The 24841-nt window shown below is 61.2% G+C and carries 18 protein-coding genes; 9 read left to right on the forward strand and 9 right to left on the reverse strand.

The window, feature by feature from the left end:
- The first annotated feature begins 76 nt into the window (after positions 1-76).
- From R1A29_RS22430 to R1A29_RS22450, 5 genes are all read left to right on the forward strand, one after another.
- Positions 77-4459: a SpvB/TcaC N-terminal domain-containing protein gene (locus R1A29_RS22430; RefSeq protein WP_438299622.1), complete on the forward strand. Its 4383-nt coding sequence runs from the start codon at positions 77-79 to the stop codon at positions 4457-4459.
- The gene (locus R1A29_RS22435; RefSeq protein ID WP_438299623.1) at positions 4456-7254 is read left to right on the forward strand and encodes an RHS repeat-associated core domain-containing protein; all 2799 of its coding nucleotides are present in this window, start codon (positions 4456-4458) and stop codon (positions 7252-7254) included. Before R1A29_RS22430 ends, R1A29_RS22435 begins: the two co-directional genes overlap by 4 nt.
- 109 nt (positions 7255-7363) lie before the next feature.
- Complete coding sequence (locus R1A29_RS22440) at positions 7364-9124, forward strand: sensor histidine kinase (protein WP_438299624.1); 1761 nt, start codon at positions 7364-7366, stop codon at positions 9122-9124.
- Positions 9124-10452 carry a sigma-54-dependent transcriptional regulator gene (locus tag R1A29_RS22445; RefSeq protein WP_438299625.1) on the forward strand — a complete coding sequence of 443 codons (1329 nt, stop codon included), beginning with the start codon at positions 9124-9126 and terminating at the stop codon, positions 10450-10452. The genes R1A29_RS22440 and R1A29_RS22445 overlap by 1 nt, the downstream gene beginning before the upstream one ends.
- A 385-nt stretch (positions 10453-10837) precedes the next feature.
- On the forward strand, positions 10838-12157 hold the full coding sequence (locus R1A29_RS22450) for an MFS transporter (RefSeq protein ID WP_438299626.1): 1320 nt from the start codon (positions 10838-10840) through the stop codon (positions 12155-12157).
- A gap of 64 nt (positions 12158-12221) precedes the next feature.
- Here R1A29_RS22450 and R1A29_RS22455 read toward each other — a convergent pair whose 3' ends face one another.
- Positions 12222-12980: a COG4705 family protein gene (locus R1A29_RS22455; protein WP_192552273.1), complete on the reverse strand. Its 759-nt coding sequence runs from the start codon at positions 12978-12980 to the stop codon at positions 12222-12224.
- A gap of 347 nt (positions 12981-13327) precedes the next feature.
- Between R1A29_RS22455 and R1A29_RS22460 the strand changes: the two genes are divergently transcribed.
- Positions 13328-13687 carry a hypothetical protein gene (locus R1A29_RS22460; protein WP_438299627.1) on the forward strand — a complete coding sequence of 120 codons (360 nt, stop codon included), beginning with the start codon at positions 13328-13330 and terminating at the stop codon, positions 13685-13687.
- Positions 13688-13815: 128 nt separating this feature from the next.
- Positions 13816-14445: a flavin reductase family protein gene (locus tag R1A29_RS22465; RefSeq protein ID WP_085709577.1), complete on the forward strand. Its 630-nt coding sequence runs from the start codon at positions 13816-13818 to the stop codon at positions 14443-14445.
- Positions 14446-14451: 6 nt separating this feature from the next.
- Here R1A29_RS22465 and R1A29_RS22470 read toward each other — a convergent pair whose 3' ends face one another.
- Positions 14452-14694: a hypothetical protein gene (locus R1A29_RS22470; protein WP_065258578.1), complete on the reverse strand. Its 243-nt coding sequence runs from the start codon at positions 14692-14694 to the stop codon at positions 14452-14454.
- A 43-nt stretch (positions 14695-14737) separates the two neighbouring features.
- Entirely contained in the window at positions 14738-15091 is a 354-nt protein-coding gene (locus tag R1A29_RS22475; protein ID WP_085709576.1) for a putative quinol monooxygenase, read from the reverse strand.
- Between the two features lie 334 nt (positions 15092-15425).
- Here R1A29_RS22475 and R1A29_RS22480 point away from each other — a divergent pair, with 334 nt between their 5' ends.
- Entirely contained in the window at positions 15426-16367 is a 942-nt protein-coding gene (locus tag R1A29_RS22480; RefSeq protein WP_438299628.1) for an AraC family transcriptional regulator, read from the forward strand.
- On the opposite strand, the gene R1A29_RS22485 is transcribed toward R1A29_RS22480, so the two are convergent.
- From R1A29_RS22485 to R1A29_RS22510, 6 genes are all read right to left on the reverse strand, one after another.
- On the reverse strand, positions 16368-17423 hold the full coding sequence (locus R1A29_RS22485) for an ABC transporter ATP-binding protein (RefSeq protein ID WP_096818382.1): 1056 nt from the start codon (positions 17421-17423) through the stop codon (positions 16368-16370). It abuts the gene before it with no gap.
- Positions 17424-17437: 14 nt separating this feature from the next.
- On the reverse strand, positions 17438-18286 hold the full coding sequence (locus tag R1A29_RS22490) for an ABC transporter permease (protein WP_007960165.1): 849 nt from the start codon (positions 18284-18286) through the stop codon (positions 17438-17440).
- A complete protein-coding gene (locus tag R1A29_RS22495; RefSeq protein ID WP_438299629.1) occupies positions 18283-19191 on the reverse strand; it encodes an ABC transporter permease in 909 nt (302 codons plus the stop codon). The genes R1A29_RS22490 and R1A29_RS22495 overlap by 4 nt, the downstream gene beginning before the upstream one ends.
- Before the next feature lie 172 nt (positions 19192-19363).
- Positions 19364-20467: an ABC transporter substrate-binding protein gene (locus R1A29_RS22500; RefSeq protein ID WP_085730221.1), complete on the reverse strand. Its 1104-nt coding sequence runs from the start codon at positions 20465-20467 to the stop codon at positions 19364-19366.
- Between the two features lie 216 nt (positions 20468-20683).
- Positions 20684-22135: an aldehyde dehydrogenase family protein gene (locus R1A29_RS22505; RefSeq protein ID WP_438299630.1), complete on the reverse strand. Its 1452-nt coding sequence runs from the start codon at positions 22133-22135 to the stop codon at positions 20684-20686.
- On the reverse strand, positions 22132-23769 hold the full coding sequence (locus R1A29_RS22510; RefSeq protein ID WP_438299631.1) for a 5-guanidino-2-oxopentanoate decarboxylase: 1638 nt from the start codon (positions 23767-23769) through the stop codon (positions 22132-22134). The genes R1A29_RS22505 and R1A29_RS22510 overlap by 4 nt, the downstream gene beginning before the upstream one ends.
- 139 nt (positions 23770-23908) lie before the next feature.
- Here R1A29_RS22510 and R1A29_RS22515 point away from each other — a divergent pair, with 139 nt between their 5' ends.
- On the forward strand, positions 23909-24787 hold the full coding sequence (locus tag R1A29_RS22515) for a LysR substrate-binding domain-containing protein (RefSeq protein WP_085709569.1): 879 nt from the start codon (positions 23909-23911) through the stop codon (positions 24785-24787).
- The last annotated feature ends 54 nt before the right edge of the window (positions 24788-24841 follow it).

Raw genomic sequence — 24841 nt, forward strand, 5'->3', positions numbered from 1 at the left:
TGACCCCGGATGCAGATGCGCTCGTCACTCCTCCCTCCATTGCCAAGACTGCGTCCATTGCAACGAACGGACGCAGTTGGGGGAGATCGGTGCGACCGGGCAGCGTTCTTACACCCTGCCCCTCCCGATCCTGAATGCGCGCACGCTCAATCCCGAGTTGCAACTGGTCTACGACGGTAACGCGGGCAATGGCAAATGCGGGCTCGGCTGGGATCTGCCGCTGCCCGCCATCTCGCGCAAAACCAGCAAGGGTGTGCCGAAATACGAGGCCTCCGATGTCATGCAAGCGGATGGCACCGACCTGCGGCCCGAGCTGACGGCCCGCGGCAAGATCAAGGTCAAAAAGCGTACACGCGGTAAAGGCAGGAACGCCAAAACCTATTCCGTGGTGCTCTACATTCCACGCCTGGAAACGACCTTCACCCGCTACGAGCTCTGGACCCCCACCGGTGGCGGCCATCGATTCTGGGTGGTCTTTGGCGCCGACGGCTCTCAGTATTGCTACGGCAACACCCTGGATGCCTGCATCCATGACCCGGCGGACCCGACCCTTATCGCAGCGTGGTTGCTGGTGGAAGTCAGGAACTCTGTGGGCGAAAACATCTATTACGAGCACAAAGCTGACGGCAAAGTCACCGACGCCCGTTTTGACTACAGTGCCCAGCGTTACCTGCGGCAGGTCTGTTATTGCAACAAGACCGCCAGTACCGATCTGTATTGTCTGGATCACGCGCAACCGGCGTTACTGGACTGGAAGTTCCGACTGATCGTTGACTACGGCGAACGCGTCGCCGGATATGACGATGTTCCACCGTATGCCGACAACGAGGATGCCTGGACGGTGCGTTCCGACCCGTTTCGTATACATCGTTATGGCTTTGAAATCGGGACCCGGCGCCTGTGCCGGCAGTTTCTGTTGTTCAACCACACCGGCCCCACTCCGGTGCTGGTCAATCGACTGCTGCTGGAGCACGAACCCACAGAGCACCGCTACAACCACCTGAAAGCCGCGCACTACATGAGTTACGACGCTACAGGTCGCGTCAAGCACATGCCGCCCCTGGAGTACTTTTATAGAGCGCTGGAGCTCTACACCACCCCCGAACCGTTCCTGTCACTTGATCAAATGCCCGGCCTCAACGACGGCCAGCCCTACCATTGCGTCGATCTTTACGGCGAAGGCCTGCCCGGTTTTCTCTGCCAGTACGACGGCGCCTGGTATTACCGCGAGCCCTTGCGCGGAGCGCCCGGCACGGACGAAATCGTCTACGGCCCCTGGACACTGCTGCCGCTGATTCCGAACGCCGACAGCAGCAAACCGGTGGTGCAGATCCTCACCGACCTCACCGGTGACGGGCGCCTGGACTGGGTCGTCGCGCAGCCCGGTGGCAGCGGGTATTACACGCTCAACCCGGATGGCACCTGGTCGTTGTTCAAGCCATTCAGCCAGTTTCCCGTGGAGTATTTCCATCAACTGGCGCAACTCGGCGACTTGAGCGGTGATGGCCTGGATTCCATGGCCCTGATCGGCCCGAACAGCGTGCGGGTGTACGCCAATGTGCGGGAGAAAGGATTCGCACCCGGCAAGGATGTGCCGCATACCCCGGATCGTTTACCGCTGTTCAGCGACGCCCGCACCGAGCTTGTGATGTTCGGCAACCTGCATGCCAGTGACCTCTCGGGCCTGTGCCGGGTTCGTCACGACGGGATCGAAACCTGGGCCAATCTGGGCCACGGCCATTTCGGTAAACGGATTGCGATCAGCACGCTACCCTTCGAGTACACGCATTTCAATGCCGATCAGATTCGCTTCGCCGATCTCGATGGCTCCGGTGCAGCGGCGTTGATCCGTCTGTGTTCCGATCACTTCGAGATCTACTGGAATTACGGGGGCAATGCCTTTGAGCAAGTCCCGCGCATCGTTGCGTGGCCCGACGGCATTCGCTACGACAACCTCTGCCAGGTGACCTTCGCTGATCTGCAAGGCATTGGCTGCGCCAGCCTGCTGTTCACCAAACCGCACATGACACCGCAGCACTGGGTGTATCACTTCGTCAGGGAACGGCCGTACCTGCTTACCGGTTGCAATAACAACATGGGCTACAGCGCCACACTGCAACATCGCAGCAGTGCGCAATTCTGGCTGGATGAAAAACGTCTGGAACTGATGACACGCCGGCGTCCGGTCTGCCTTCTGCCATTTCCCCAGATGGTGCTTCACTGGTTGCGTCAGGACGATGAAATCACCGGCAATTACCTGATGCAGTTCCACGAATATTTCGAAGGCTACTACGACGGTTACGAACGTGAATTTCGCGGTTTCGGCAAAGTCTGCCAGACCGACAGTGAACTGGAGCCGGGCAAGGCTGAAAGCGGCCATACGGCACCGATGCGGACGACTCACTGGTTCCATACCGGCAGATGCATCGATCCTGACTTGAAAGGCGTCTGCGAACTCGACGGCGAAATCAATTCGCTGGGAAGGACCCTCCGTTCAACGTTCGAGGCGAAACGCCGCAAGGAAAGTATTCGCAAGCGGCGCAAGGCCGACGATGATCACGAGATCGCCTACGCCCTGGCCGGTCGTCTACTGCGCAGCGAGGTGTCTCAGGCAGACGACCCCGCCCCGGCGCGTCTGTTCTCCCTGAGCGAATCACGCTACCTGGTTCGAGTGGTCAAGGAAAATCCGTCCAGTCTGTTAGTGCTGGAACTGGAAACCCGCAACCACCACTACGAACGGTTCATGGACGATCCGCGTTGCGAGCACTTGGTCTATCTGGAATGGGACGAGTACGGCCATCCGACTCACGGTTTTACGGTCGCCTGCGCTCGCCGTCGCACCGAGACGGACAAACCGCCCTTCGATCGAGAAGACCAGCTTCGGGCCTGGGTAGACGGTCACGATGAACAGCAACGGTACTTTTATCTGACGGAAACACGCGCTGCCTTCATTCACCTGACCACTGACGGCCACTGGCTGCTCGGCTTGCCCTGGCGCCAGCGCAGCAACGCAATGATGCTGCCAAAGGGTGCTCTGCCGGGCGGACTGCAAGCGGCGGACATCAGTTTCGAAAACTTCGACCGGTATAAAGACAGCCTCGAGTGGACAGCCGCACGGGAGCTGACCTCACTCTCGCAACACACGTATCTGGAATCCGCTGGCAAGATGCTCTACCCGCCGCTGGCCGGGCCGACCGAGCAGGCCGTGTTCGACAAAAAAGCCCTGGAGGCCTACGACGACGTCCCGATAGTCATTCGGGACGAGCTGACAAAGATCGGCTACTCGCCCATGAAGCTGTTCTTTCCGGACGATCCTGAACAGGATCTGCTGCAAAACCTGTGGTCAGCGCAAAGCGGCTTTTTCACCTACGCCAATGCCAGCGGTTTTTACCACATCACCGAGGTGCAACAGACCGCCAGCCATGGCGTGACGCACATCACCTGGGACGCAGACCACCTGCTGACCATTGCCATCACCCTGCCGGACGGCTGTGTAACGTCTGTGATCTACGACATGCAGACCCTGCAGCCGCTCAGTATCACCGATCCCAACGAGAACATTCAGGAAGTTCTTTATGACGCAGGCGGCCAGCCCATGGTGCTCAGTTTTCATGGCACCGAAGAAGGATTGCCGGCCGGATTCGCGTCTTTGTCCGCCTACCCGCCGCAGTCTGACCTGAGCGTCGAATACGCCCTCGCCCATCCGAAAAACGTAGTGGCATCCGCCGCCAGCGCAGTACGCACCGAACTGTTCAGCTGGATGCCCGCACTCCCGCGCCAAACCCTGTTGCGCAAAAGAAAGGAATGGATCGCCAAGGGCTTGATCCTGCCCGACGGCCACATCCGCGCCTCGGCGCTGCGCTGGCTGAACCAGCGCAAAAAACGCACGGCCAGCGAACAGGCCCTGCTCAAGATCATCCGCACCATCAGCAGGCAACCGGTGCATATCCTGATGCTGGTTGCCGACCGTTACCACTACGATCCGCGGCAACAGATTCAGATGAGAATCAGCTACGTCGACGGCTTTGGCCGCGAGTTGCAAAACAAACAGCTCGTCCCGCCGGGCGATGCCTTTGTCGCCACGGCCGAGGACGGCCTCGCGACTGACGCCGATGGCAAGCCGATTGAACTGCCGGCCCTTCAGCGCTGGCGGGTGCAGAGTCGTGTGGAATACAACCACAAGGGCGAAACCATCCGGGTCTACCGGCCCTATTTCCTCAACAGCCATCGCTGCATCAATGACAGCGCGATGCGCCTGCACGGTTACCACGACCGGATGTTCTACGACGCCCTGGGACGGCCGATCCAGACGATCAATGCGCTCGGTCATCTGGCGTTCGCCGTTCTGCATCCCTGGCTCGAGCTCAATTATGACTACAACGACACGGACGACTCGCCACCAGCCAGGCCCGCGAAAAGACCGGCGCCCGCAAGACCCGCGAAGCGGATCAAGCCATGAACGCCCGCGTGCACCATCTCACACCGACACTGTCGGTAATCGGCCCTCGCGGCGAAGCCATCAGACAAGTCGAGTACCTGCGCACAGTGGCCGGCGAGGAAGTGCGAGCGCTCATCAACCGATTGCAATATGACGTTGTCGGCCATCTGGTTGCACAGCAGGACCCGCGTCTGGCCACGCCCAATACAACAACCGTGTTCAGGTTAGATGGCATAGCGGTCAAGGCCCGGAACGTCGACGCTGGCGAAGACACGGTCCTGCCAGGACTCGGCGGCGAGCTTTTGCAGCATTGGGATGCGAACCGCAATCACCGGGAGATGAGCTACGACCCGCAACTGCGTCTGCGCAGCGTCACAGAAAACGGGGTAACCGGCTTCGAAACGTTCAGCTATGAAACGGCTTCGGCCGATCCGAGGCACAACCTGCGCGGACAAATGACGGCGCTGAGCGATCCATCGGGTACGGTGCAATTCAACAGCTTCAACATGCGTGGCCAGTCAACGGAAGAAGTCCGCACCTTCGAGGATGGCAAGATCTGCGCCGGCCATCAGCGTTTCAGCGCCATCGGTGCACTGCTGCAAACCACCGACGCCGGCGGGCATGTCCAGCAATCAACCTTCGACATCGCCGGGCAGCTTGCTCAGGTGCAACTGCAACTCAGCGGGCAAAGTATCAAGCCGATCCTGAACGGCGCGGATTACAACGCCGCCGGCCGGATCACCGAACAACGGCTCGGCAACGGTGTGACCAGCCGCTGGCATTACCGCGAAGCCGACGGACGTCTGCTTCGACAATATGCGCAAAAGGCTTCGGAGCCGGCGGTTCAGGATTTCGAGTATGAATACGACTTGGTGGGCAATACCATCTGCATTGTCGATCACACCTACACACCGACGTTTTTCCGCAACCAGCGGGTCGACGGTGAACGCACATTTGACTATGACTCGGTGTACCGCCTGACCCGCGCCACCGGTTACAGCGACGCCCCGCCCGCGGACAACCCCGGTCGGCCGCAACCCACCGATCCCAATGACCGACGCAACTATGTCGAGTCTTTCGAATACGACGACGGCAACAACCTGAAAAAACTGACCCACGTGCGCGACGGCAACACCCATACCCGCGAGATGTTCATCGACCCTGCCAGCAATCGTGGTGTGCGCCGGAAAGCGGGGGACCCGACACCTGACTTCAGGGCCCTGTTCGACCGTGCCGGTAATCTGCAGGCCCTGCAACCCGGCCAGCCAATGCACTGGAACAGCCGCAATCAACTGGAGTCGCTGATCCTCGTGGAGCACGCCAGCGGTCCGCCCGATCAGGAGCTGTATCACTACAGCCAGGGTGCAAGGGTCTACAAACGCCATGAAACCCACACAAGCACCGTCAACCATGTTGCTGAAGTGCATTACGTGGGGAGTCTGGAAATCCGCACCCGAAGCAGCGGAGAAGAATTGCACAAGATCACCGTCGCCACCGGCATCGGCGAGGTGACGTGCCTGCACTGGGTCACCGGCAAACCGCCTGGTATCGATGCAGATCGGTTGTGTTATTCCCATTCCAACCATTTGGGATCGAGCGTTACGGAGATTGATCAACGGGCGCAGGTGATCAGCCGCGAAAGCTACTACGCATTCGGCAACACCGCGACGATGGCTGCCCGCTCGCTGATCGAAGCGGACTACAAGCTCACCCGCTATTCGGGCAAGGAAATGGATGTCACCGGGCTTTATTACTACGGGGTGCGATATTACGCGCCCTGGTTGTGTCGCTGGGTGAGCGCCGATCCGGCCGGGGATGCGGACGGGCAGAACCGGTATGCGTTTGTCGGAAATAATCCGCTGCGTTACGTTGATCCGTCGGGAGGAACCAGAGCCGAAGCCACCATCATGTTATACGCGGGCTTCCTGGGCTACGTGAGTGGATATGCGGAGCAAACCAATGCACAGCTCCACAACATCATTCACCAGAAAGGCTTCAAAAAAGCGCTGTTGACCAAAGCTGGGGTGGAAGGCGTAAAGGGCCCCATCGGCTATGAAGCCGGGTTGATCGGGGGTGCGCAAGTTGACATGGTAATGCCACATGAAATCACTCTTCCACCCTATTTGACCACCGGAGGGCTGATCGGAGGAAACATCGGCGGAGATGTATCCGGCGCGATGGCGGAAGTCCCCCTGAAGGCTGTCGGTCTCATCGGCGACGGGATGATTCCGAAAACCTCGAAGAGGTCCGTTGATGCGATTGATCACGACCTGGGAATCAAGCAGGCCGTCGGGGATATTCGTAACTTCAGCGATTTCATGAATGAGCGAGGCACACCGGCGCTCGACAAAATCCTCAATTCAGAGTTCATTATGAACAGGGTTATGGCCACATGGATTTCGATCATTTCCGGCGCAATCAATATGTTTGCCCTGGCTATCGAAGTCGAAGACATCAAGAACCGCCTGGACCCGGCCAAGGTCGGAAAAATCGAGACAATGCTCAGTGACTGGCAGACCGCGCTCGAAGAGCGTTCGGCATGGATGGAAAACGCTTTCAATGCAATGGGCACAGACGTCCTCTATCCAGCCGATGTGCTGCCGAATGTTAACAACATGACCACAAAAGAAACGCTGGCACCGATCACCCGTTCGAGGTTGCGCCGGCAAACCGCAGCCACCCGATATGAAATCGCTCACGCCCAGCGTGGTCTGGCCGCCTACAAAGAGATGGGCACTACGGACAATCAGTACTTGCGACGCATGGCTCACCCGTCCAAACAGCGCTCCGGCAACTGGTTCACCCGAACTGCGTAGCCAGGCCCAGGTTCAGGGTCAAGTTCAGGGCCAATCCGGCGGGGGATAATGCGCGAAGCACAGCGCCTCATGGTATGGTGCCTGCCCCATTTCCCCTCAGTTTTTCAGCATGCTGCCGACTTCCCGTACCTTGCGTCTGTCGTTGTATACCCTGCTGATCATCGCCGGCGCTGCCCTCGCCGCGACACTTGCTATCCGCCACGCCGAACGCCAGGCACTGGAAGAAGACGCCGCACGGGCCAATCAACAGCTGGCGCTGTACGCCAACTCGCTGCACACCCTGATCGACCGCTACCGCGCCCTGCCCGCCGTGCTGGCGCTGGACCCGCAATTGCGTGCGGCGCTGGCCGGCCCGGTCGATACCGAACAGCAAGCGGCGCTGAACCTGAAGCTGGAAAAGATCAACGGCGCCGCACAGTCCTCGACCCTTGAACTGCTCGACCACACAGGCCTTGCGGTGGCCGCCAGTAACTGGCGTTTGCCCAGCAGTTACGTCGGCCACAACTACGGCTTTCGCCCGTACTTCAGTCAGACCCGCACCCAGGGCACCGGACGTTTCTACGCGGTCGGCGTGACCAGCGGGATTCCCGGGTATTTCCTGTCCAGCGCCGTACTCGGTGACAACGGCGAGTTCCTCGGGGCGATGGTGGTCAAGCTCGAATTCCCCGAGCTCGAACGCGAATGGAGCCATGGCAACGACACCCTGCTGGTCAGCGATGCTCGGGGCATCGTCTTCATCGCCAACCAGCCCGAGTGGCGCTATCGCCTGTTGCATCCGCTGACCCCGGCCGATTACCGAGAGATCAAGGCTACCCGCCAATACGACAAACAGTCGCTGGTGCCGCTGACTCATCTGTCGCTGCGCCGCTTCGACGACAACAGTGATCTGCGCCGTGTCGAGGCTCCGCAAGGCACGGCGGATTACCTGTGGGAATCCCTGCCGCTGACCGCCGAAGGCTGGACCCTGCACCTGCTGCGCCGTCCGCAACTGTCATTCGAAGACCAGCGCAATGCCGGGCTCGCCGCCGCCGGGGTGTGGCTGGCGCTGGTGTTCCTGTTGTTGTTCCTCAACCAGCGCTGGCGTCTGGCGAAGATGCGCCAGCGCAGCCGCGAAGAGCTTGAGCAACTGGTCGAGGAACGTACCCGGGATTTGCGCACTGCGCAGGATGGTCTGGTGCAATCGGCAAAACTCGCGGCCCTCGGGCAGATGTCCGCCGCGCTGGCCCACGAAATCAATCAGCCGCTGACCGCCCAGCGCATGCAGCTTGCAACGCTGAGGCTGCTGCTCGATCACGGTCGGGTCGATGACGCCTACAAGGCGCTCAAACCGGTGGATGAAATGCTCACGCGCATGGCGGCCCTCACCGGTCATTTGAAAACTTTCGCGCGCAAAAGCCCCAGCGGTTTGCGCGAGCGGCTGGACCTGTCGACGGTGGTCGATCAGGCCTTGCAATTGCTCGATGCGAGGATGCGCGACGAACAGGTCAGTCTGGTGCTGCACCTGACCCGTCCGGCCTGGGTGCGCGGCGATGCGATCCGTCTCGAACAGGTGCTGATCAACCTGCTGCGCAACGCCCTCGATGCGATGCAGGGCAAACCTTGCAAGCGCCTGGAAATCCGCCTGGAAGCCGACGAACAACTGTGGCGCCTGAGCGTTATCGACAATGGCGGCGGCATCGCCGAAGAACATCTGGGTCAGGTGTTCGATCCGTTCTTCACCACCAAACCGGTGGGTGACGGCCTCGGTCTCGGACTGGCAGTATCCTTCGCCATCGTCCACGAATCCGGCGGGCGCCTGAGCGCCGAGAACGGCGACAACGGCGCGGTGTTCAGCCTGACCCTGCCAATCGATCTGGAGGCGCACCTCTGATGCTCAACCGCGTGATGGTGGTCGATGACGAAAGCAGTATTCGCAGTGCCGTCGAACAGTGGCTGAGCCTGTCCGGTTTCGAGGTGCAGCTGTTCAGCCGCGCCGAGGAATGTCTGGCGGCGCTGCCGAAACATTTTGCCGGGGTGATTCTCAGCGATGTGCGCATGCCCGGCCTCAGCGGTCTTGAACTGCTGGCCGAAGTACAGCGCCGGGATACCGACCTGCCGGTGATTCTGCTCACCGGCCACGGCGATGTGCCGATGGCGGTCGAAGCCATGCGCGACGGCGCCTACGATTTTCTGGAAAAACCCTTCAGCCCCGAGACCCTGCTCGGCAGCCTGCGCCGGGCGTTGGACAAGCGCCGGCTGGTGCTGGAAAACCGCGCCCTGCACGAGCAGGCCGACAATCGCGCGAAACTTGATGCCACGCTGCTCGGTGTATCTCGTGGCTTGCAGACCTTGCGCCGCCAGGTGCTGGACTTGGCGACGCTGCCGGTCAACGTGCTGATCCGTGGCGAAACCGGCAGCGGCAAGGAACTGGTCGCCCGCTGCCTGCACGACTTCGGCCCCCGCGCCGACAAACCCTTCGTGGCGCTGAACTGCGCGGCGATCCCCGAGCAGTTGTTCGAAGCCGAGTTGTTCGGGCATGAAAGCGGCGCGTTCACCGGAGCCTCCGGCAAGCGCATCGGCAAGCTGGAATACGCCGATGGCGGCACGCTGTTTCTCGATGAAATCGAAAGCATGCCGCTGGCCCAGCAGGTGAAACTGCTACGGGTGTTGCAGGAGCAAAAGCTCGAGCGGTTGGGGTCGAACCAGAGCATTCGCGTGGATTTGCGGATCGTCGCGGCGACCAAACCGGATTTGCTGGACGAAGCCCGGGCCGGACGCTTTCGCGAGGACCTGGCGTATCGCCTGAACGTCGCCGAACTGCGCCTGCCGCCGCTGCGTGATCGTCGGGAAGATATTCCGTTATTGTTCGAATCCTTCGCCCAGAGCGCCGCCCAGCGCTTGGGCCGCACGTTCCCGCCGCTCAGTGGTGCGCAGTTGAGCCACCTGCTCAGCCATGACTGGCCGGGCAATGTGCGCGAGTTGGCGAACGTTGCCGAGCGGCAGGTGCTGGGGCTGGATGAACCGGTGCAGGGCATCGATCCGGGGCAGTCGCTGGCGGCGCAGCAGGAGGCGTTTGAGGCGCAGTGTCTGCGGGCTGCTTTGACACGGCACAAGGGGGATGTGAAAGCCGTACTTGAAGAGCTGCAACTCCCCCGGCGCACTTTCAATGAAAAGATGCAGCGGCATGGGTTGAGTCGGGAGATGTTTTTGGCTGAGTGAGTTCGGCTGCAGAATTTTGGTGTGGCTGAAATCCATCCCCCTCACCCCAACCCTCTCCCCCAGGGGGGGCGAGGGGGAAGGGAGCTGATCTTCATGCTTTTCTAAATCTGCGTTCGACTCAATATCTCAGGTCGATATACCTCCAAAGTACAACTCGGTCAGTCCCCTCTCCCCCGGGAGAGGGCTAGGGTGAGGGGGCTCTTGATCTGCGCCCCAATAAGCAACTTTCCGCTCACAAACACTCATCAATAAGCGGATTTCCGCTCACCCCATCGCCCCACCCCCTCTAAACCGGCCCTCCCCCCGTTGGCACAGCTCCTGCTATAGCCCCCGCAGGCTGCGTTTCAACGCGCTCCACAAAAACAATTAAACGAAGGATCCTTCAATGGATAACTCCAACGCCCTGCCTCTTGGGTCGGCTGCCGTGCCGGTCAAAGAAAAAACCACCGCCAGTCGCATCAAGTCGATCTTCAGCGGTTCAGTCGGCAACATGGTCGAGTGGTACGACTGGTACGTCTATGCCGCCTTCTCGCTGTACTTCGCCAAGACTTTCTTCCCCGCCGGTTCCACCACTGCGCAATTGATGAACACCGCCGCGATCTTCGCCGTGGGCTTTCTGATGCGCCCGATCGGTGGTTGGCTGATGGGCCTGTACGCCGACAAGGTCGGTCGTAAAAAGGCACTGATGGCCTCGGTGTACCTGATGTGCTTCGGCTCCCTGCTGATTGCCCTGAGCCCGAACTACGAAACCATCGGCATCGGCGCACCGATCCTGCTGGTGTTCGCCCGTCTGCTGCAAGGCCTGTCGGTCGGTGGCGAATACGGCACCTCGGCCACTTACCTGTCGGAGATGGCGACCAAGGAGCGTCGCGGCTTCTTCTCCAGCTTCCAGTACGTGACCCTGATCTCCGGCCAGCTCATCGCGCTGGGCGTGTTGATCGTGCTGCAGAACATGCTCACCACCGAGCAACTGTACGCCTGGGGCTGGCGCATTCCGTTCGCCATCGGCGCGCTGTGCGCCATCGTCGCGCTGTACCTGCGTCGCGGCATGGAAGAAACCGAGTCGTTCACCAAGAAGGAAAAGTCCAAGGAAAGCGCCATGCGCACCTTGCTGCGCCATCCGAAGGAACTGCTCACCGTGGTCGGCCTGACCATGGGCGGGACGCTGGCGTTCTACACCTACACCACCTACATGCAGAAATACCTGGTGAACACCGTCGGCATGAGCATCTCCGACTCCACCACCATTTCCGCTGCCACACTGTTCCTGTTCATGTGCCTGCAACCGATCATCGGCGGCCTGTCCGACAAGATCGGCCGTCGTCCGATCCTGATCGCCTTCGGCGTGCTGGGCACGATCTTCACCGTGCCGATCCTGATGACCCTGCACACCATCCAGACCTGGTGGGGCGCGTTCTTCCTGATCATGGCGGCGCTGATCATCGTCAGCGGCTACACCTCGATCAACGCCGTGGTGAAGGCCGAGCTGTTCCCGACCGAAATCCGCGCCCTGGGCGTCGGCCTGCCGTATGCACTGACCGTGTCGATCTTCGGCGGCACCGCCGAATACATCGCGCTGTGGTTCAAGAGCATCGGCATGGAAACCGGTTACTACTGGTACGTGACCGCGTGCATCGCGGTGTCCCTGCTGGTGTACATCACCATGAAAGACACCCAGAAACATTCGCGCATCGTCACTGACTGATCGCAAAAAAAAACGCGCGAAGGTGCAAGACCTTCGCGCGTTTCTTACCTGTCCGATTTCCCCATCAGGACAACTCGGCAACGCCCTGTTTGCTGCCATAGCGCTTCTGCGCATAAGACGCGCCCACGATCATCACCAGCAGAATCCCTGCCAGCACCGCCGACGAACCGATGGTGCCGAAGTCCAGTCCGCCTTTCTCGTGGGACTTGGTCATCAAGTCGCCCAGGGTCGCGCCAAACGGCCGGGTCAGCACGAACGCCACCCAGAACAGCGCCACCGACGAAATCTTCGTGAAGTACTTGAGCAGTACCACCACCGCAATCGCCGAGCCGATCAACAGCGCGCCACCGGCAAAGCCCAGGCCCGAGTCGTCCGCCAGGTAATCGCCGAGCGCGGTGCCCAGGGTGTTGGAGAACAGGATCGCCATCCAGTAGAACATCTCGCCGCGAAAGCTCTGCACCTTGGTGACGTTAAGCGAGTCGCCGCTCAGGCGCCACGCCGCGAAGATCGCCAGCAGGATCGCGATCAGGATCATGGAACCGGTGGCGTAACCCAGCTCCAGCGTGCGGTCCATGAAGTCGGACATGGTGGTGCCGGCGGTGCTGGTCGACAGGATCACGATCCAGTACAGCAGCGGCTTGTAAGTCTTGGACATCAGTTGCGTGACCAGCGTCAGGACGAACACGCTGATCAGGATCAGCGAGCTCATGGCGTAGCCGACGTTGAGGGTCATCGACAGCAAATCCCCCGCGGTTTCCCCCAGGGTCGTCGCGCAGATTTTCATGACCCAGAAGGCCAGGGTGATTTGAGGCAGTTTGTTCATTGCAGGTAAAGCTCCAGTGTGTGACGGCCGGTTCTTGGTTTTCTGGCCGCCGGCAGACTGGCGTTACGCGGGTGAAAAACCGGTCGGGAATGTATGAAAAATCTGTCACACACGCCAAAAGCGGCGATTAATCACCGGTTAATGCCCCTGCCGCATCCTGCACCTACCTGATCGATTGACTGCGCGTCGCTCGCTCCCACGACGAGACGAATTCAATGCGCCGCCCTTAATATCAAGTTAATCGATTGTTTTTAGCATTATTTTGCGCTTTTTAATCAATTTAGTTGGCGTAGCATGAACTCCATGCAAGACACACCGCCAACGAATATCGAATCTGGAGAACGACCATGAAAACCAAACTGATCATCGCCCTGACCCTGTCCGTACTGGCTGCCAACACCTTCGCCGCCGATGGTTCGGACAAAACCAAATCCGCCGATTTCATCAACGGCGCCAGCGCCGCCATCGAAACCAGCCACTCGGGCGCCTACGCTGCCGATGGTTTCGATAAAACCAACGTCGGCAAAGCCGTTGCTGCCGATGGCTTCGACAAGACCGGTACTGCTGCTGCCATCGCAGCCGACGGTTTCGACAAGACCGGCACCGCTGCTGCCATCGCTGCCGACGGTTTCGATAAAACCGGCACTGCTGCTGCCATCGCTGCCGACGGTTTTGATAAAACCGGTACCGCCGCTGCCATCAGCTGATCGGCAGAATGCAGACACCAAAGCCCGGCCATTGCCGGGCTTGTTCATTTCCAAAGGTCGGGATTTGATCTTCGCGGACCGGGCTTGCACTATTGGCCGCTTATAAAAGCCTTCAGGAACACCCCGCCATGCCCGATGACATCCATTTCTACGAACCGGCCAACGGCCACGGTCTGCCCCACGATCCGTTCAACGCGATTGTCGGTCCGCGTCCCATCGGCTGGATTTCTTCGCAGGATGCCGAGGGCCGGTTGAATCTGGCGCCCTACAGCTTTTTCAACGCGTTCAACTACATTCCGCCGATCATCGGGTTCTCCAGCGTCGGGCGCAAAGACAGCCTGAACAACATCGAGCAGACCGGCGAGTTCGTCTGGAACCTCGCCACCCGCCCACTGGCCGAGCAGATGAACCAGAGCTGCGCGGCGGTCGCGCCGGAGGTCAACGAGTTCGAACTGGCGGGTCTGACGCCGGTGGCGTCGAAGGTGATTGCCGTGCCGCGCGTGGCCGAAAGCCCGGTGTCCTTCGAGTGCAAGGTCACCCAGATCATTCAGTTGCAGCGCGCCGACGGCGAGACGGTGCCGAGCTGGCTGGTGCTCGGTGAGGTGGTCGCCGTGCACATTGCCAAATGGCTGTTGAAGGACGGGATCTACGACACCGCCGCCGCAGAACCGATTCTGCGCGGCGGCGGGCCGGCGGATTACTTCCAGCTGGGGCCGGAGGCATTGTTCAAGATGTGGCGCCCGGGCGCCGTCAAGTAAACGGAGTTACCAGATCAGCTCGGCGTCATCAGTGACGCCCTTGAGCTTGTCCAGCTCATTGATGGCCGCTTCATCGGCGGCAATGGCGCCAGGGAATACCTGGTCATTCAACAGTTTGTGAAAGCGTGGCGCACCGCCGTCAACCAGGGCCTTAACCGCGATTGCCGCGAAATAACCCTTGTTGCTGCCCAATTCGACGGGGACTACAGCGGAAACCGCTTCGAAGTGTTCGAACTCTTTACGTGCCATGTCGCAGGTCCTGGCTCAGTCAGATAGGCCGGCCATTAAACCCTCAACCGGCGAGTTTGTGTATCGGCGCGCAACTCTGGCCCAGCGCCTGCGCTGCCGACACGTCTTTAAACGTGTGGAAATCCAGGCTGTTGACCACCAGGTCCTGCACCAGCTCGGCAAACACTTCCATCGACGGGCTGCTGAAGTAAGCGGTCATTGACTGCTGGTTATTCCAGAAACCGGAAACCAGCCACAGCTCCGGATCACACTGCGAATGCTGCAAGGAAAAGCTCAGGCAACCGGCGGCGGCGCGGGATGGTTCGATCAACGCGCTGAGGCGCATGCCGAGTTCCGCCGAGCGCCCGGCGCGCGCTCGAACGAAGGCCATATGACTGACGGGAATCTGCTTGGACATGTTCAACCCTCCCAGGAGTCGCGTGGCAGCCGGGGACGGGCTGCGACAGGATCCAAGGTTAAGGGCCGGGCAATGCTCGCCGTTAGTCGATTCCTGCCGTCGCGTTGCACAATCCTGCGAGACTGTCATTCAGACCTGTAACAGATCGTGAATTGCTGTCACCGTCCTGTCACACCGGTTTCGAGCAAGTTTGCCGGGATGCGCCCTGTCATGTCTGGGCAGGCACACAACGCCATGCAGGATCAGGCAAGCATTTCGCAGGATGTGTCTACCGCTTGCGCTTGCACAAACTTATGCTCTGCTCCCATTCCATCCCTTGCCGAGGAGGCTGTGCATGACGTCATTCGATCGTTTTCAGGCGCCGCCCGATGCCGACATGGCAGCTGACATGGAAAAACAGCGCGAGGAACTGGCGACGATCATTCGTCGCAACACCTCCGAAGATGGCAGTTATGCCACCGCCGTCGGCTCGCTGTTCATGTCGCGCCACACCAAATCCCACGATTTCGCCCCGGTGCTCGCGCAACCGGCGCTGTGCATCATGGCCCAGGGTCGCAAGGAGGTGCGGCTGGCGGACGAGTACTTCAATTACGATCCGCTGAATTATCTGGTGGTCTCGGTCTCGATGCCGTTGAGCGGGCGGGTGGTGAATGTCTCGCCCGAGGAGCCGATCCTCGCCGTGCGCCTGGACATCGACCCTGCGGAAATCACCGCGCTGATCGCCGATGCCGGCCCCATGGGCGTGCCGACCCGGCCGACCGGGCGCGGTCTGTATGTGGAAAGGATCGACAGCGCGATGCTCGATGCGGTGTTGCGCCTGGCCCGACTGCTCGACACGCCGAAAGACATCGCCATGCTCGCGCCGCTGATCCGCCGGGAAATTCTCTATCGCCTGCTGCGCAGCCCGCAGGGCCATCGGCTGTACGAAATCGCCATCGCCAACAGCCAGAGCCACCGCATCAGCCAGGCGATCAAATGGCTCAACGGCAACTTCGAACAGCCGTTGCGCATCGATGATCTGGCGAAGGAAGTGAACCTCAGCGTCTCGACCCTGCATCACCGCTTCAAGGCGATGACGGCGATGAGTCCGTTGCAGTATCAGAAGCAGCTGCGTCTGCAGGAGGCGCGGCGTTTGATGTTGGCTGAGGGGCTGGAAGCTTCGGCGGCGGGGTATCGGGTGGGTTATGAAAGCCCGTCGCAGTTCAGCCGCGAGTACAGCCGGTTGTTCGGCGCGCCGCCACTAAGGGATCTGGCGCGCCTTCGGCTGAGTGTCTGATCAGGCGCCGAGCACCCGACAGGCCTCACTCGGCAACGTCACCGACACCGGATGCCCGATCCCCAGCCCGATGCCCTGACACGGCGTGCTCAGCGCCGTGAAGGTCACCCCGGAACATTCCACCGTGGTCTCGATGGTCGCGCCGATATCGCGCACGAACGTCACCTTGCCCAGCAGACGATTGCCCGCCGTGGCCTGGGGCGCCGACAGTTGCAGGTCTTCCGGGCGGATCAGCATTTTGACTTTCTGCCCGACCACGATGCTGCTGCAGATAGGCACTTGCAGGGCATCACCGCCGGGCAGCACGACCTTGCCATCGCCCAGTGCGGTGGCCGGGAAGATATTGCCGGAGCCGATAAAGTCCGCGACGAATTCGTTGGCCGGGTGCCGATAGATTTCAATCGGCGTGCCCACCTGCTGCACCCGATGTTCACCGAGGACCACCACGATATCGGCCATGGTCATGGCCTCGCGCTGGTCGTGGGTGACCATGATCGTGGTGATGTTCAGGCGTTGTTGCAGTTGGCGGATTTCCACCTGCATCGACTCGCGCAATTTGGCGTCCAGCGCCGACAGAGGTTCGTCGAGCAACAGGATTTTCGGGTGCGAGGCAATCGCCCGGGCAATCGCCACCCGTTGACGCTGACCGCCGGAGAGTTTCGCCACCGGACGGTCGATCATCGCTTGCAGCTGGATCAGTTCCAGCAACTCCACTACCCGCGCCTGTTGATCAGCCTTGCTCACGCCCCGCAGTTTCAGCGGATAGGCGATGTTCTCGCCCACGGTCATGTGCGGGAACAGTGCCAGCGACTGGAACACCATGCCGAAGTTGCGCAGGTGCGCCGGGGTGTGGCCGATGTCTTCGCCGTCCAGGCGGATTTCGCCGCCGGTGAGGGTTTCCAGCCCGGCGATCATTCGCAGCAAGGTGGTCTTGCCGCAGCCCGACGGGCCGAGGAAGCACACCAGTTTGCCCTCGGGCAAATGCAGGTTGACGTCTTTTACCGCGCAGGCCGAGCCGTAGTGTTTCTCGACGTTTTCCAGAATCAGTCCAGTCATCTTGCACCTCACAATCAAAAGGAAACGCCGCCCTCGCCCACCAGCTTCTCCAGCGCCCAGATCAGGACGAAGTCGATCAGCACGATCAGCACGGCAAACGAGAACACGGTAGGGTCGAGCGATGACACGGTGCGGCTGTACATCCAGATCGGCACGGTCATGACGTCGATGGTGTAGAGGAAATAGGTCACGGTGAATTCGTTGAACGAGACGATGAACGCCAGCAGCATCCCCGCCAGAATCCCCGATTTCATCAACGGCACCACCACATCGACAATCGCCCGCAGCGGCGAAGCGCCGAGCATCTGCGCCGCCTCTTCGACTTCACTGCCGATGGAAAGCATGGCCGCCGTGCAGTTCTTCACCACGAACGGCAGCGCCAGAATCACGTGGGCAATCACCAGACGCGACGTAGTCATGTGGAACGGCAGACTGTCGAATACCAGCAGCAAGGCCAGCCCCAGCACCACCATCGGAAACACCAGCGGCAGCGACATCAGTTGCAGCGCCACACCCTTGCCACGGAACTCGCAACGGGTCAGCGCATAAGCCGCCGGCACCGCGATCAGCGTGGCGAAAATCATCGTCAGGCACGACACCAGCAGACTGGTGCCCATGGCCTGGCCGAGGCTCAGCACATCGCTGGCGTCCGGCGAGACGAAGGTGTGCCACGCCGCCTTGTACCACTGCAGGCTGTAGCTGCTCGGCGGGAAGTCGAGGTTCGACGCGCCGCTGAACGACATCACGATCATGGTCAGGATCGGCAACACCGCCAGGAACAAGATGATCCCGGAAAGAATGCCGGCGAACTTTCCGGTATCGCCCGGCAACAGCGACTGGCGCTTCTTGATCAGGGCACTCATTGCGAAGCCTCCAGCAGACGGCGACGGCGGCCGGTGATGTATTCGGACAAGGTCATGATCGCCAGGGTGGTGACGATCAGCACCACCCCGGCGGCGGACGCGGCGGGCCAGTTCATCAGCGGGGCGATCTGGTCATGCACCATCACCGCGAGCATCGGCACACGTCGACCGCCGAGCAGCAACGGCACCACAAAGCTGCTGGCGTTGTAGGCAAACACCAGAGTCGCGCCGGTGATAATCCCCGGCAGACTCATCGGCAACACCACCTGACGGAACACCTGAAAACGACTGGCACCAAGGGTCGCGGCGGCTTCTTCGTAGCTGCGGGCGACACCGCGCATGGCGCTGGCAATCGGCAGCACGGCCAGCGGGAACGCGGTCTGTACCAGACCCATCAACACGCCGTTCTGGTTGTACAGCAACATGATCGGCCGCTTGATCAGACCGAGGCCCATCAGGGTCTGGTTGAGCATGCCGCCGGGGCCGAGGATCACCAGCCAGCCGTAGCTTTGCAGCAACAGGTTGACCAGCAACGGCAACAGCACCGCCGCCAGAAAGATCCGCCGCACGAATGGCGAGGTCAGGCGCGACATGGTGTACGCCACCGGGATCGCCAGCACCACGGCGATCACCGCGCTGATCAGCGCCAGACGCAAGGTCAGCAACAGCGATTTGAGGTAGTAGGGTTCGAGCAACTGCGCGTAACTGGCCAGGCTGAAACCGGACCACTCCGCCCCCTTGGTGCCGACGCTCATGCGCAGCACCAGCAGGCTGGCGGCAATCAGCACGCCGAGAAACAGCATCGACGGCGTGAGGAAAAACCACGCCCGCGCAGTCGGTGAAACACCGCGCACCGGGCGCACGTCACCCGCGCCGACCGGTTGGGTCAGGGATTGATGTTCCATAGCAATGATCTCGTCAATGGAAAGCAGCAGACAAACACAGATCTCCAAACCACCGCGAACCCTGTGGGAGCGGGCTTGCCCGCGAAAGCGGTGTATCAGTCACATTGATGTTGGATGTGCCGACGCATTCGCGAGCAAGCCCGCTCCCACATTGGATTTGTGGTGTTTCGGATCAGGAAGAAAAAATTTCCGTGTAGCGACGAATCCACTGGTCATGCACGGTCGCCAGGAAGGCGTTGTCGTGCATGATCGCCTTCTCCGCGATCTGCTCCGGGGTGAGGATGAACGGGCTCTTGCGCGCTTCGGCGGAGATGATCGCCTTGGCGTTGACCGGGCCGTTGAAGATGTCTTCGGCCATCTTGCCCTGCACCAGCGGGTCGAGGGAGTGGTCGATGAAGGCGTAGGCCAGGTCGGTGTCGCCCGGACGGTTCTTCGGCATTACCGAGAGCATCAGGTCGGTGTAGAAACCTTCCTTCATGCCGAACGTGGCGCCGAGGCCGTAGTTCGGATCGCGGATCTGCTTGGGGAAAAACGCCGGGGCGTAGAGGCCGCCCATGTCTAGGGAGCCGGTGCGGAACAGCTCGGCGATCTGGTTGGGGTTTTCGCCCAGGGTCACCACGCGTTCCTTGAGTTCGGCGAGCTTCTTGAAGCCCGGTTCGATGTTGTGCTCGTCACCACCGGCCAGTTTGGCGGCGATGATGATCAGGTCCATCGCCTCGGTCCAGTTCGGCGGTGGCAGGAAAATGTTCGGTGCCAGATCGGCGTCCCACAGCGCGGCGTAACTGTCCGGCGCTTCCTTCTGGGTGCGGGTGCTGTAGACCAGACTGTTGCACCACAGCAGGTAACCGATGCCGTGACCGTTGGCCCCGGTGCGGTATTTTTCCGGGACGTCGATCAGGTTGGGAATACGGTTGAGATCGGGTTTTTCCAGCAGTCCGGCAGCGGCCAGACCTTCGGCGCCGACCCCGGCCAGGGTAATGATGTCGTACTGCGGACGATCACCGCCGGCCTTGAGTTTGGCGACCATTTCCGACGTACTGCCGGTGCGGTCGGCAATCACTTTGGCGCCGGTCTTGGCTTCGAACGTTGCAGCGATGTTGCGCAGTGCGGCCAGGCCTGTGTCATCGGACCAGGTCAGCAGGCGCAGGGTCTTGCCGGCAAAACGGGTGTCGCTGGCACTGGCCCGGATGAAGGGCATGCTCATGGCCGCCGCTGCCACCGAGGCCACGCCGACGGTTTTGATGAATTGACGCCTGTTCAGATCGTGCTCGCCCATTTGGGACTCCCATTATTCTTGTAAGTATGAGATTGACCGCAACCCTTGCCGTGCGTGATCGGAACCGCTCAAGCCCCCGGTTTCAAAGGGTTTGAGCGTGATCAGCGGGTTCATCCTGAGGTCGTGCAAAACACCTGACTATCGATAAAAACTCATTGGAGCCATGACGCCGGCGCATGCCTCGTTGCGAGGCATGCGCTGACCTTTTTCGGGCATTCAGAGTGCGCGGATCACGTGCTTGATTTCCTGGAATGCCGCCAGGCCCCACGGCCCCAACTCGCGGCCGATGCTGCTCTGTTTGTAGCCGCCCCACGCCGTCTGCGGAAAGATCACCTGCGGTGCGTTGAGCCACACCAGCCCCGCCTGCAAGGCGTTGGCGACCCGATCCGCGGTCTCGGCATTGCGCGTGACCACACTGGCGACCAGACCGAACTGACTGTCGTTGGCCAGGGCAATCGCCTCCGCTTCCGAAGCGAAACTGCGCACGCAAATCACCGGGCCGAAGATCTCTTCACACCACAGCGCACTGTCGAGGGGCACTTCGGTGAAGATCGTCGGCTGCAAGAAATATCCGCGCGGCAGATCGGCGGGACGATTGCCGCCACAGATCAGCTTGGCACCAGCGCTCAGGCCACGGTCGATGTGACCGAGCACACGTTGGTACTGCGCCTGATTGACCAGCGCGCCCATCTCGACTTCAGGATCGAACGGGTCGGCCACACGGATTTTTTCCGCACGGGCCTGCAAACGAATCAGGAATTCATCGGCCAGCTCATCGGCGACCAGCACCCGGCTGGTGGCCGAGCACATCTGCCCGGCATTGAAGAAACCGCCGCCGCAAGCCAGCTCTACTGCGAGATCAAGGTCGGCATCTTCCAGGATCAGCAGCGAGGATTTGCCGCCCAGTTCCAGGCTCACGCCCTTCACGGATTCGGCGGCACGCTGCATCACTTGCACACCGACGGCGTTGCTGCCGGTGAAGGAAATCTTGGCGATGCGCGGGTCCGCCGACAGCGGCGCACCGACCGCCAGCCCCGTGCCACAGACGAGGTTGAACACGCCTTTGGGCAGGCCGGACTCGGCGATGATTGCTGCCAGTTCCAGCTCCGGCAGCGGCGTGACTTCCGACGGTTTGAGCACCACGCAGCAACCGGCGGCCAAGGCTGGCGCGAGTTTCCACGCGGTGGTGACCATCGGGAAGTTCCACGGCACGATCAGCCCGACCACACCGCACGGCTCGCGGCGCAAGCGCGCGCTGAAGTCGTCGCTGGGCAGCGGCACATCGCTGTCCTGTTTCGCATCGAGGCCTTCGGCGAGTTCGGCGTAGTACTCGAAGGTGGCGATCACGTCATCGACATCGATGCCCGCTTCGAACTGCGGTTTGCCGTTGTTGCTCGACTGCAACTTCATCAAGTGATCACGACCGTTGCGCACGCCATTGGCGATGTTGCGCAGGATCGCGCCGCGCTCGGCACCGGTGGTTTTCGACCAGTCCTTGAAGGCTTCAGTCGCAGCCGCTACAGCTTGATTGACGGCGCTTTCGTCACCGCCATTGACCGTGGTCAGCAGCGCTTCTGTGGCCGGGTTGATCACGCGCAGGTGTTCGCGACCGGCGGACCATTGGCCGTTGATGTACAGGCCGTCGAGTGTGGTCGGGAAATTGATCATTTGGCCACCGCCTTCATCCATTGGGTCTGGTCGATTTCGATCAGGGTCGGGCCCTGACGATCAGTGGCGGCACGCAATGCACCGCGCAGGTGTTCGGCGGAGCTGATCGCTTCCGCCGCGCACCCCAGGGCCTTGGCCACACCGATGAAGTCCGGGGTGTAGATGTCCACGCCGACCGGTTCGATGGCGCGGTTGACCATGTATTTCTTGATCTCTTCGTAACCCTGGTTATTCCACAGCAGGATGATCACCGGCGTGCGCGCTTCCACGGCGCTGGCCAGTTCCGGCAGGGTGAATTGCAGACCGCCGTCACCGATCAGACACACCACCGGCGGACGGGCGCCGTGTTCGAGGTGGCCGCCGAGCCACGCGCCAATTGCCGCCGGCAAGGCGTAACCGAGGGTGCCGTAACCGGTGGACGAGTTGAACCAGCGGCGCGGACGCTCCGGGTTGAACGTGAGGTTGCCGGTGTACACCGGTTGCGTGGAGTCGCCGACAAACACCGCATTCGGCAGTTCGTGCAGCACGGTTTCGAGGAAACGGGTCTGGGCCAGGGTCGGCGCGTCCCAGGTTGCGGCCAGGTCTTCACGCAGACGGGCGGCGCGTACCTGGCCCCAATCGTTGCGGCGCTCGGCCAGCGGCTTGTGCGACAGCGCGCTGAGCAGCGCTTGCGCCGCGTTTCGCGAGTCGGCGACCAGCGCCACGTGTGGCGGGTAGTTGCGCACGGTCTGATCTGGGTCGATATCGACGCGCAACAGCTTGCCGGGGATTTCGAAGCCGCCGGCGAAGGTGACGTCGTAGTCGGTTTCCGCCAGTTCGGTGCCGATCGCCAGCACCACGTCGGCATCCGCCACCAAGGCGCGGGTCGCGACCAGGCTCTGGGTCGAACCGATCAGCAGCGGATGGCTGGACGACAACATGCCTTTGGCGTTGATGGTCAGGGCAACCGGCGCGTCGAGCAATTCAGCCAGTTCGGTGAGCTCGGCAGCCGCGTCGATGGCGCCGCCACCGGCGAGGATCAGCGGACGCTGGGCGCCGGCCAACAGTTCGGTCATGCGGCTCACGGCGGCCGGCGCGGCACCGGCGCGGTCGATGTTGACCGGCACGCTGCTCAGCAGCTCGTCGGCCTCTTCGACCAGCACGTCCAGCGGAATTTCGATGTGCACCGGACGCGGACGTCCGGCCTGGAACAGCGCGAAAGCACGGGCCAATACGCCCGGTAATTCGGACGCCGACATCAGCGTGTGGGAGAACGCCGCCACGCCACCGACCAGTGCACTCTGGTTCGGCAGTTCATGCAGCTTGCCGCGACCGCCGCCCAATTGGCTGCGCGACTGCACGCTGGAGATCACCAGCATCGGGATCGAATCGGCGTAAGCCTGGCCCATGGCCGTGGTGATGTTGGTCATGCCCGGGCCGGTGATGATGAAGCACACACCCGGTTTGCCGCTGGTGCGGGCGTAGCCGTCGGCCATGAAACCGGCGCCTTGCTCGTGACGTGGAGTCACATGGTTGATGCTCGAACGGGCCAGCCCGCGATACAGCTCCACGGTATGCACCCCGGGAATGCCGAACACCTGCTCGACCCCGTAACCTTCGAGTAACTTGACCAGTACTTCGCCACACGTCGCCATGTCTTTGCCCTTCTTGTTCGTTGAGGCACCGGGCCTTGAGGGAACCGGTGATTGGCCTCATTGAAACGGGCGACCCGTAGCCGCAACAATCGATAAAAGCTCATACTAGCCATGTCCTCACGTCATACCTTGGATCCACATGAAACGACTGCCTCCCCTGCCCGCCCTGCACACGTTTCTGATCACCGCGCAGTGCTGCAACTTCACCCGGGCCGCCGAGCAGTTGCACATCACCCAAGGTGCGGTGAGCCGGCAGATCGCCGGGCTGGAGGAGCATCTGGGTTATGAGCTGTTCATTCGCCTGGCCCGGGGCCTGGAACTGACGGCCGAAGGTCGCGAATGGCTGCCACGGGTGCAGCAGGTGTTCAGCCTGATCGGCGACTCGATGGAGCAGATCGGTGCCAAGCGCGAGACCCTGCAACTCAAGGCCCCGAGCTGCGTGATGCGTTGGTTGTTGCCACGCCTGTTGCAATGGCAGCGCGAGCGCCCGGACGTGCCGGTGAAACTCACGGCGTCGTTGCAACACGGCGTGGACTTTCATCGCGAGCAGTTCGACGCCGCAGTGATCTACGGCACCGCGCCCCACGACTCCCCTGCCACGCTGCATCTGTTCGATGAACAACTGACGCCGGTCTGTTCGCCAACGCTGCTCAACGGTGGCCCGGCACTGCACACGCCGGCAGACTTGCAACAACACCTGCTGCTGCATCCGACTCACACCGATGACGACTGGACGCTATGGCTTGAAGCTGCCGAACTGCACTTGAGCAACATCAGCAGCGGTCAGCATTTCGAGACGCTGGATCAGGCGATGTCGATGGCGTCCCACGGGACCGGGGTGGCGATTGGAGACTGGTCGTTGATCGGCGATGACTTGAACGCCGGACGACTGGTGATGCCGTTCGATCTGAAGGTTAAGACAGGATTGGGCTATTACATCGTGGCGCCGGCGTCGGAGCCGTCGGCGAAATTGCAGGAGTTGATGGGGTGGTTGGTTGAGCAGGCTCATACGCGGTGACGCCTTGCCCTCACCCTAACCCTCTCCCAGAGGGAGAGGGAACTGACCGAGGTG

The organism is Pseudomonas sp. NMS19W, assembly GCF_051554255.1.
GTDB lineage: Bacteria > Pseudomonadota > Gammaproteobacteria > Pseudomonadales > Pseudomonadaceae > Aquipseudomonas > Aquipseudomonas kribbensis.

What these genes read in the sequence shown, in the direction of transcription:
- R1A29_RS22495 (WP_438299629.1), bottom strand. Translation starts at nt 19,191, where the DNA reads ATGGAACATCAATCCCTGACCCAACCGGTCGGCGCGGGTGACGTGCGC.
- R1A29_RS22515 (WP_085709569.1), top strand. Translation starts at nt 23,909, where the DNA reads ATGAAACGACTGCCTCCCCTGCCCGCCCTGCACACGTTTCTGATCACC.
- R1A29_RS22510 (WP_438299631.1), bottom strand. Translation starts at nt 23,769, where the DNA reads ATGGCGACGTGTGGCGAAGTACTGGTCAAGTTACTCGAAGGTTACGGG.
- R1A29_RS22480 (WP_438299628.1), top strand. Translation starts at nt 15,426, where the DNA reads ATGACGTCATTCGATCGTTTTCAGGCGCCGCCCGATGCCGACATGGCA.
- R1A29_RS22450 (WP_438299626.1), top strand. Translation starts at nt 10,838, where the DNA reads ATGGATAACTCCAACGCCCTGCCTCTTGGGTCGGCTGCCGTGCCGGTC.
- R1A29_RS22460 (WP_438299627.1), top strand. Translation starts at nt 13,328, where the DNA reads ATGAAAACCAAACTGATCATCGCCCTGACCCTGTCCGTACTGGCTGCC.
- R1A29_RS22445 (WP_438299625.1), top strand. Translation starts at nt 9,124, where the DNA reads ATGCTCAACCGCGTGATGGTGGTCGATGACGAAAGCAGTATTCGCAGT.
- R1A29_RS22500 (WP_085730221.1), bottom strand. Translation starts at nt 20,467, where the DNA reads ATGGGCGAGCACGATCTGAACAGGCGTCAATTCATCAAAACCGTCGGC.
- R1A29_RS22490 (WP_007960165.1), bottom strand. Translation starts at nt 18,286, where the DNA reads ATGAGTGCCCTGATCAAGAAGCGCCAGTCGCTGTTGCCGGGCGATACC.
- R1A29_RS22485 (WP_096818382.1), bottom strand. Translation starts at nt 17,423, where the DNA reads ATGACTGGACTGATTCTGGAAAACGTCGAGAAACACTACGGCTCGGCC.
- R1A29_RS22440 (WP_438299624.1), top strand. Translation starts at nt 7,364, where the DNA reads ATGCTGCCGACTTCCCGTACCTTGCGTCTGTCGTTGTATACCCTGCTG.
- R1A29_RS22435 (WP_438299623.1), top strand. Translation starts at nt 4,456, where the DNA reads ATGAACGCCCGCGTGCACCATCTCACACCGACACTGTCGGTAATCGGC.
- R1A29_RS22505 (WP_438299630.1), bottom strand. Translation starts at nt 22,135, where the DNA reads ATGATCAATTTCCCGACCACACTCGACGGCCTGTACATCAACGGCCAA.
- R1A29_RS22475 (WP_085709576.1), bottom strand. Translation starts at nt 15,091, where the DNA reads ATGTCCAAGCAGATTCCCGTCAGTCATATGGCCTTCGTTCGAGCGCGC.
- R1A29_RS22470 (WP_065258578.1), bottom strand. Translation starts at nt 14,694, where the DNA reads ATGGCACGTAAAGAGTTCGAACACTTCGAAGCGGTTTCCGCTGTAGTC.
- R1A29_RS22455 (WP_192552273.1), bottom strand. Translation starts at nt 12,980, where the DNA reads ATGAACAAACTGCCTCAAATCACCCTGGCCTTCTGGGTCATGAAAATC.
- R1A29_RS22465 (WP_085709577.1), top strand. Translation starts at nt 13,816, where the DNA reads ATGCCCGATGACATCCATTTCTACGAACCGGCCAACGGCCACGGTCTG.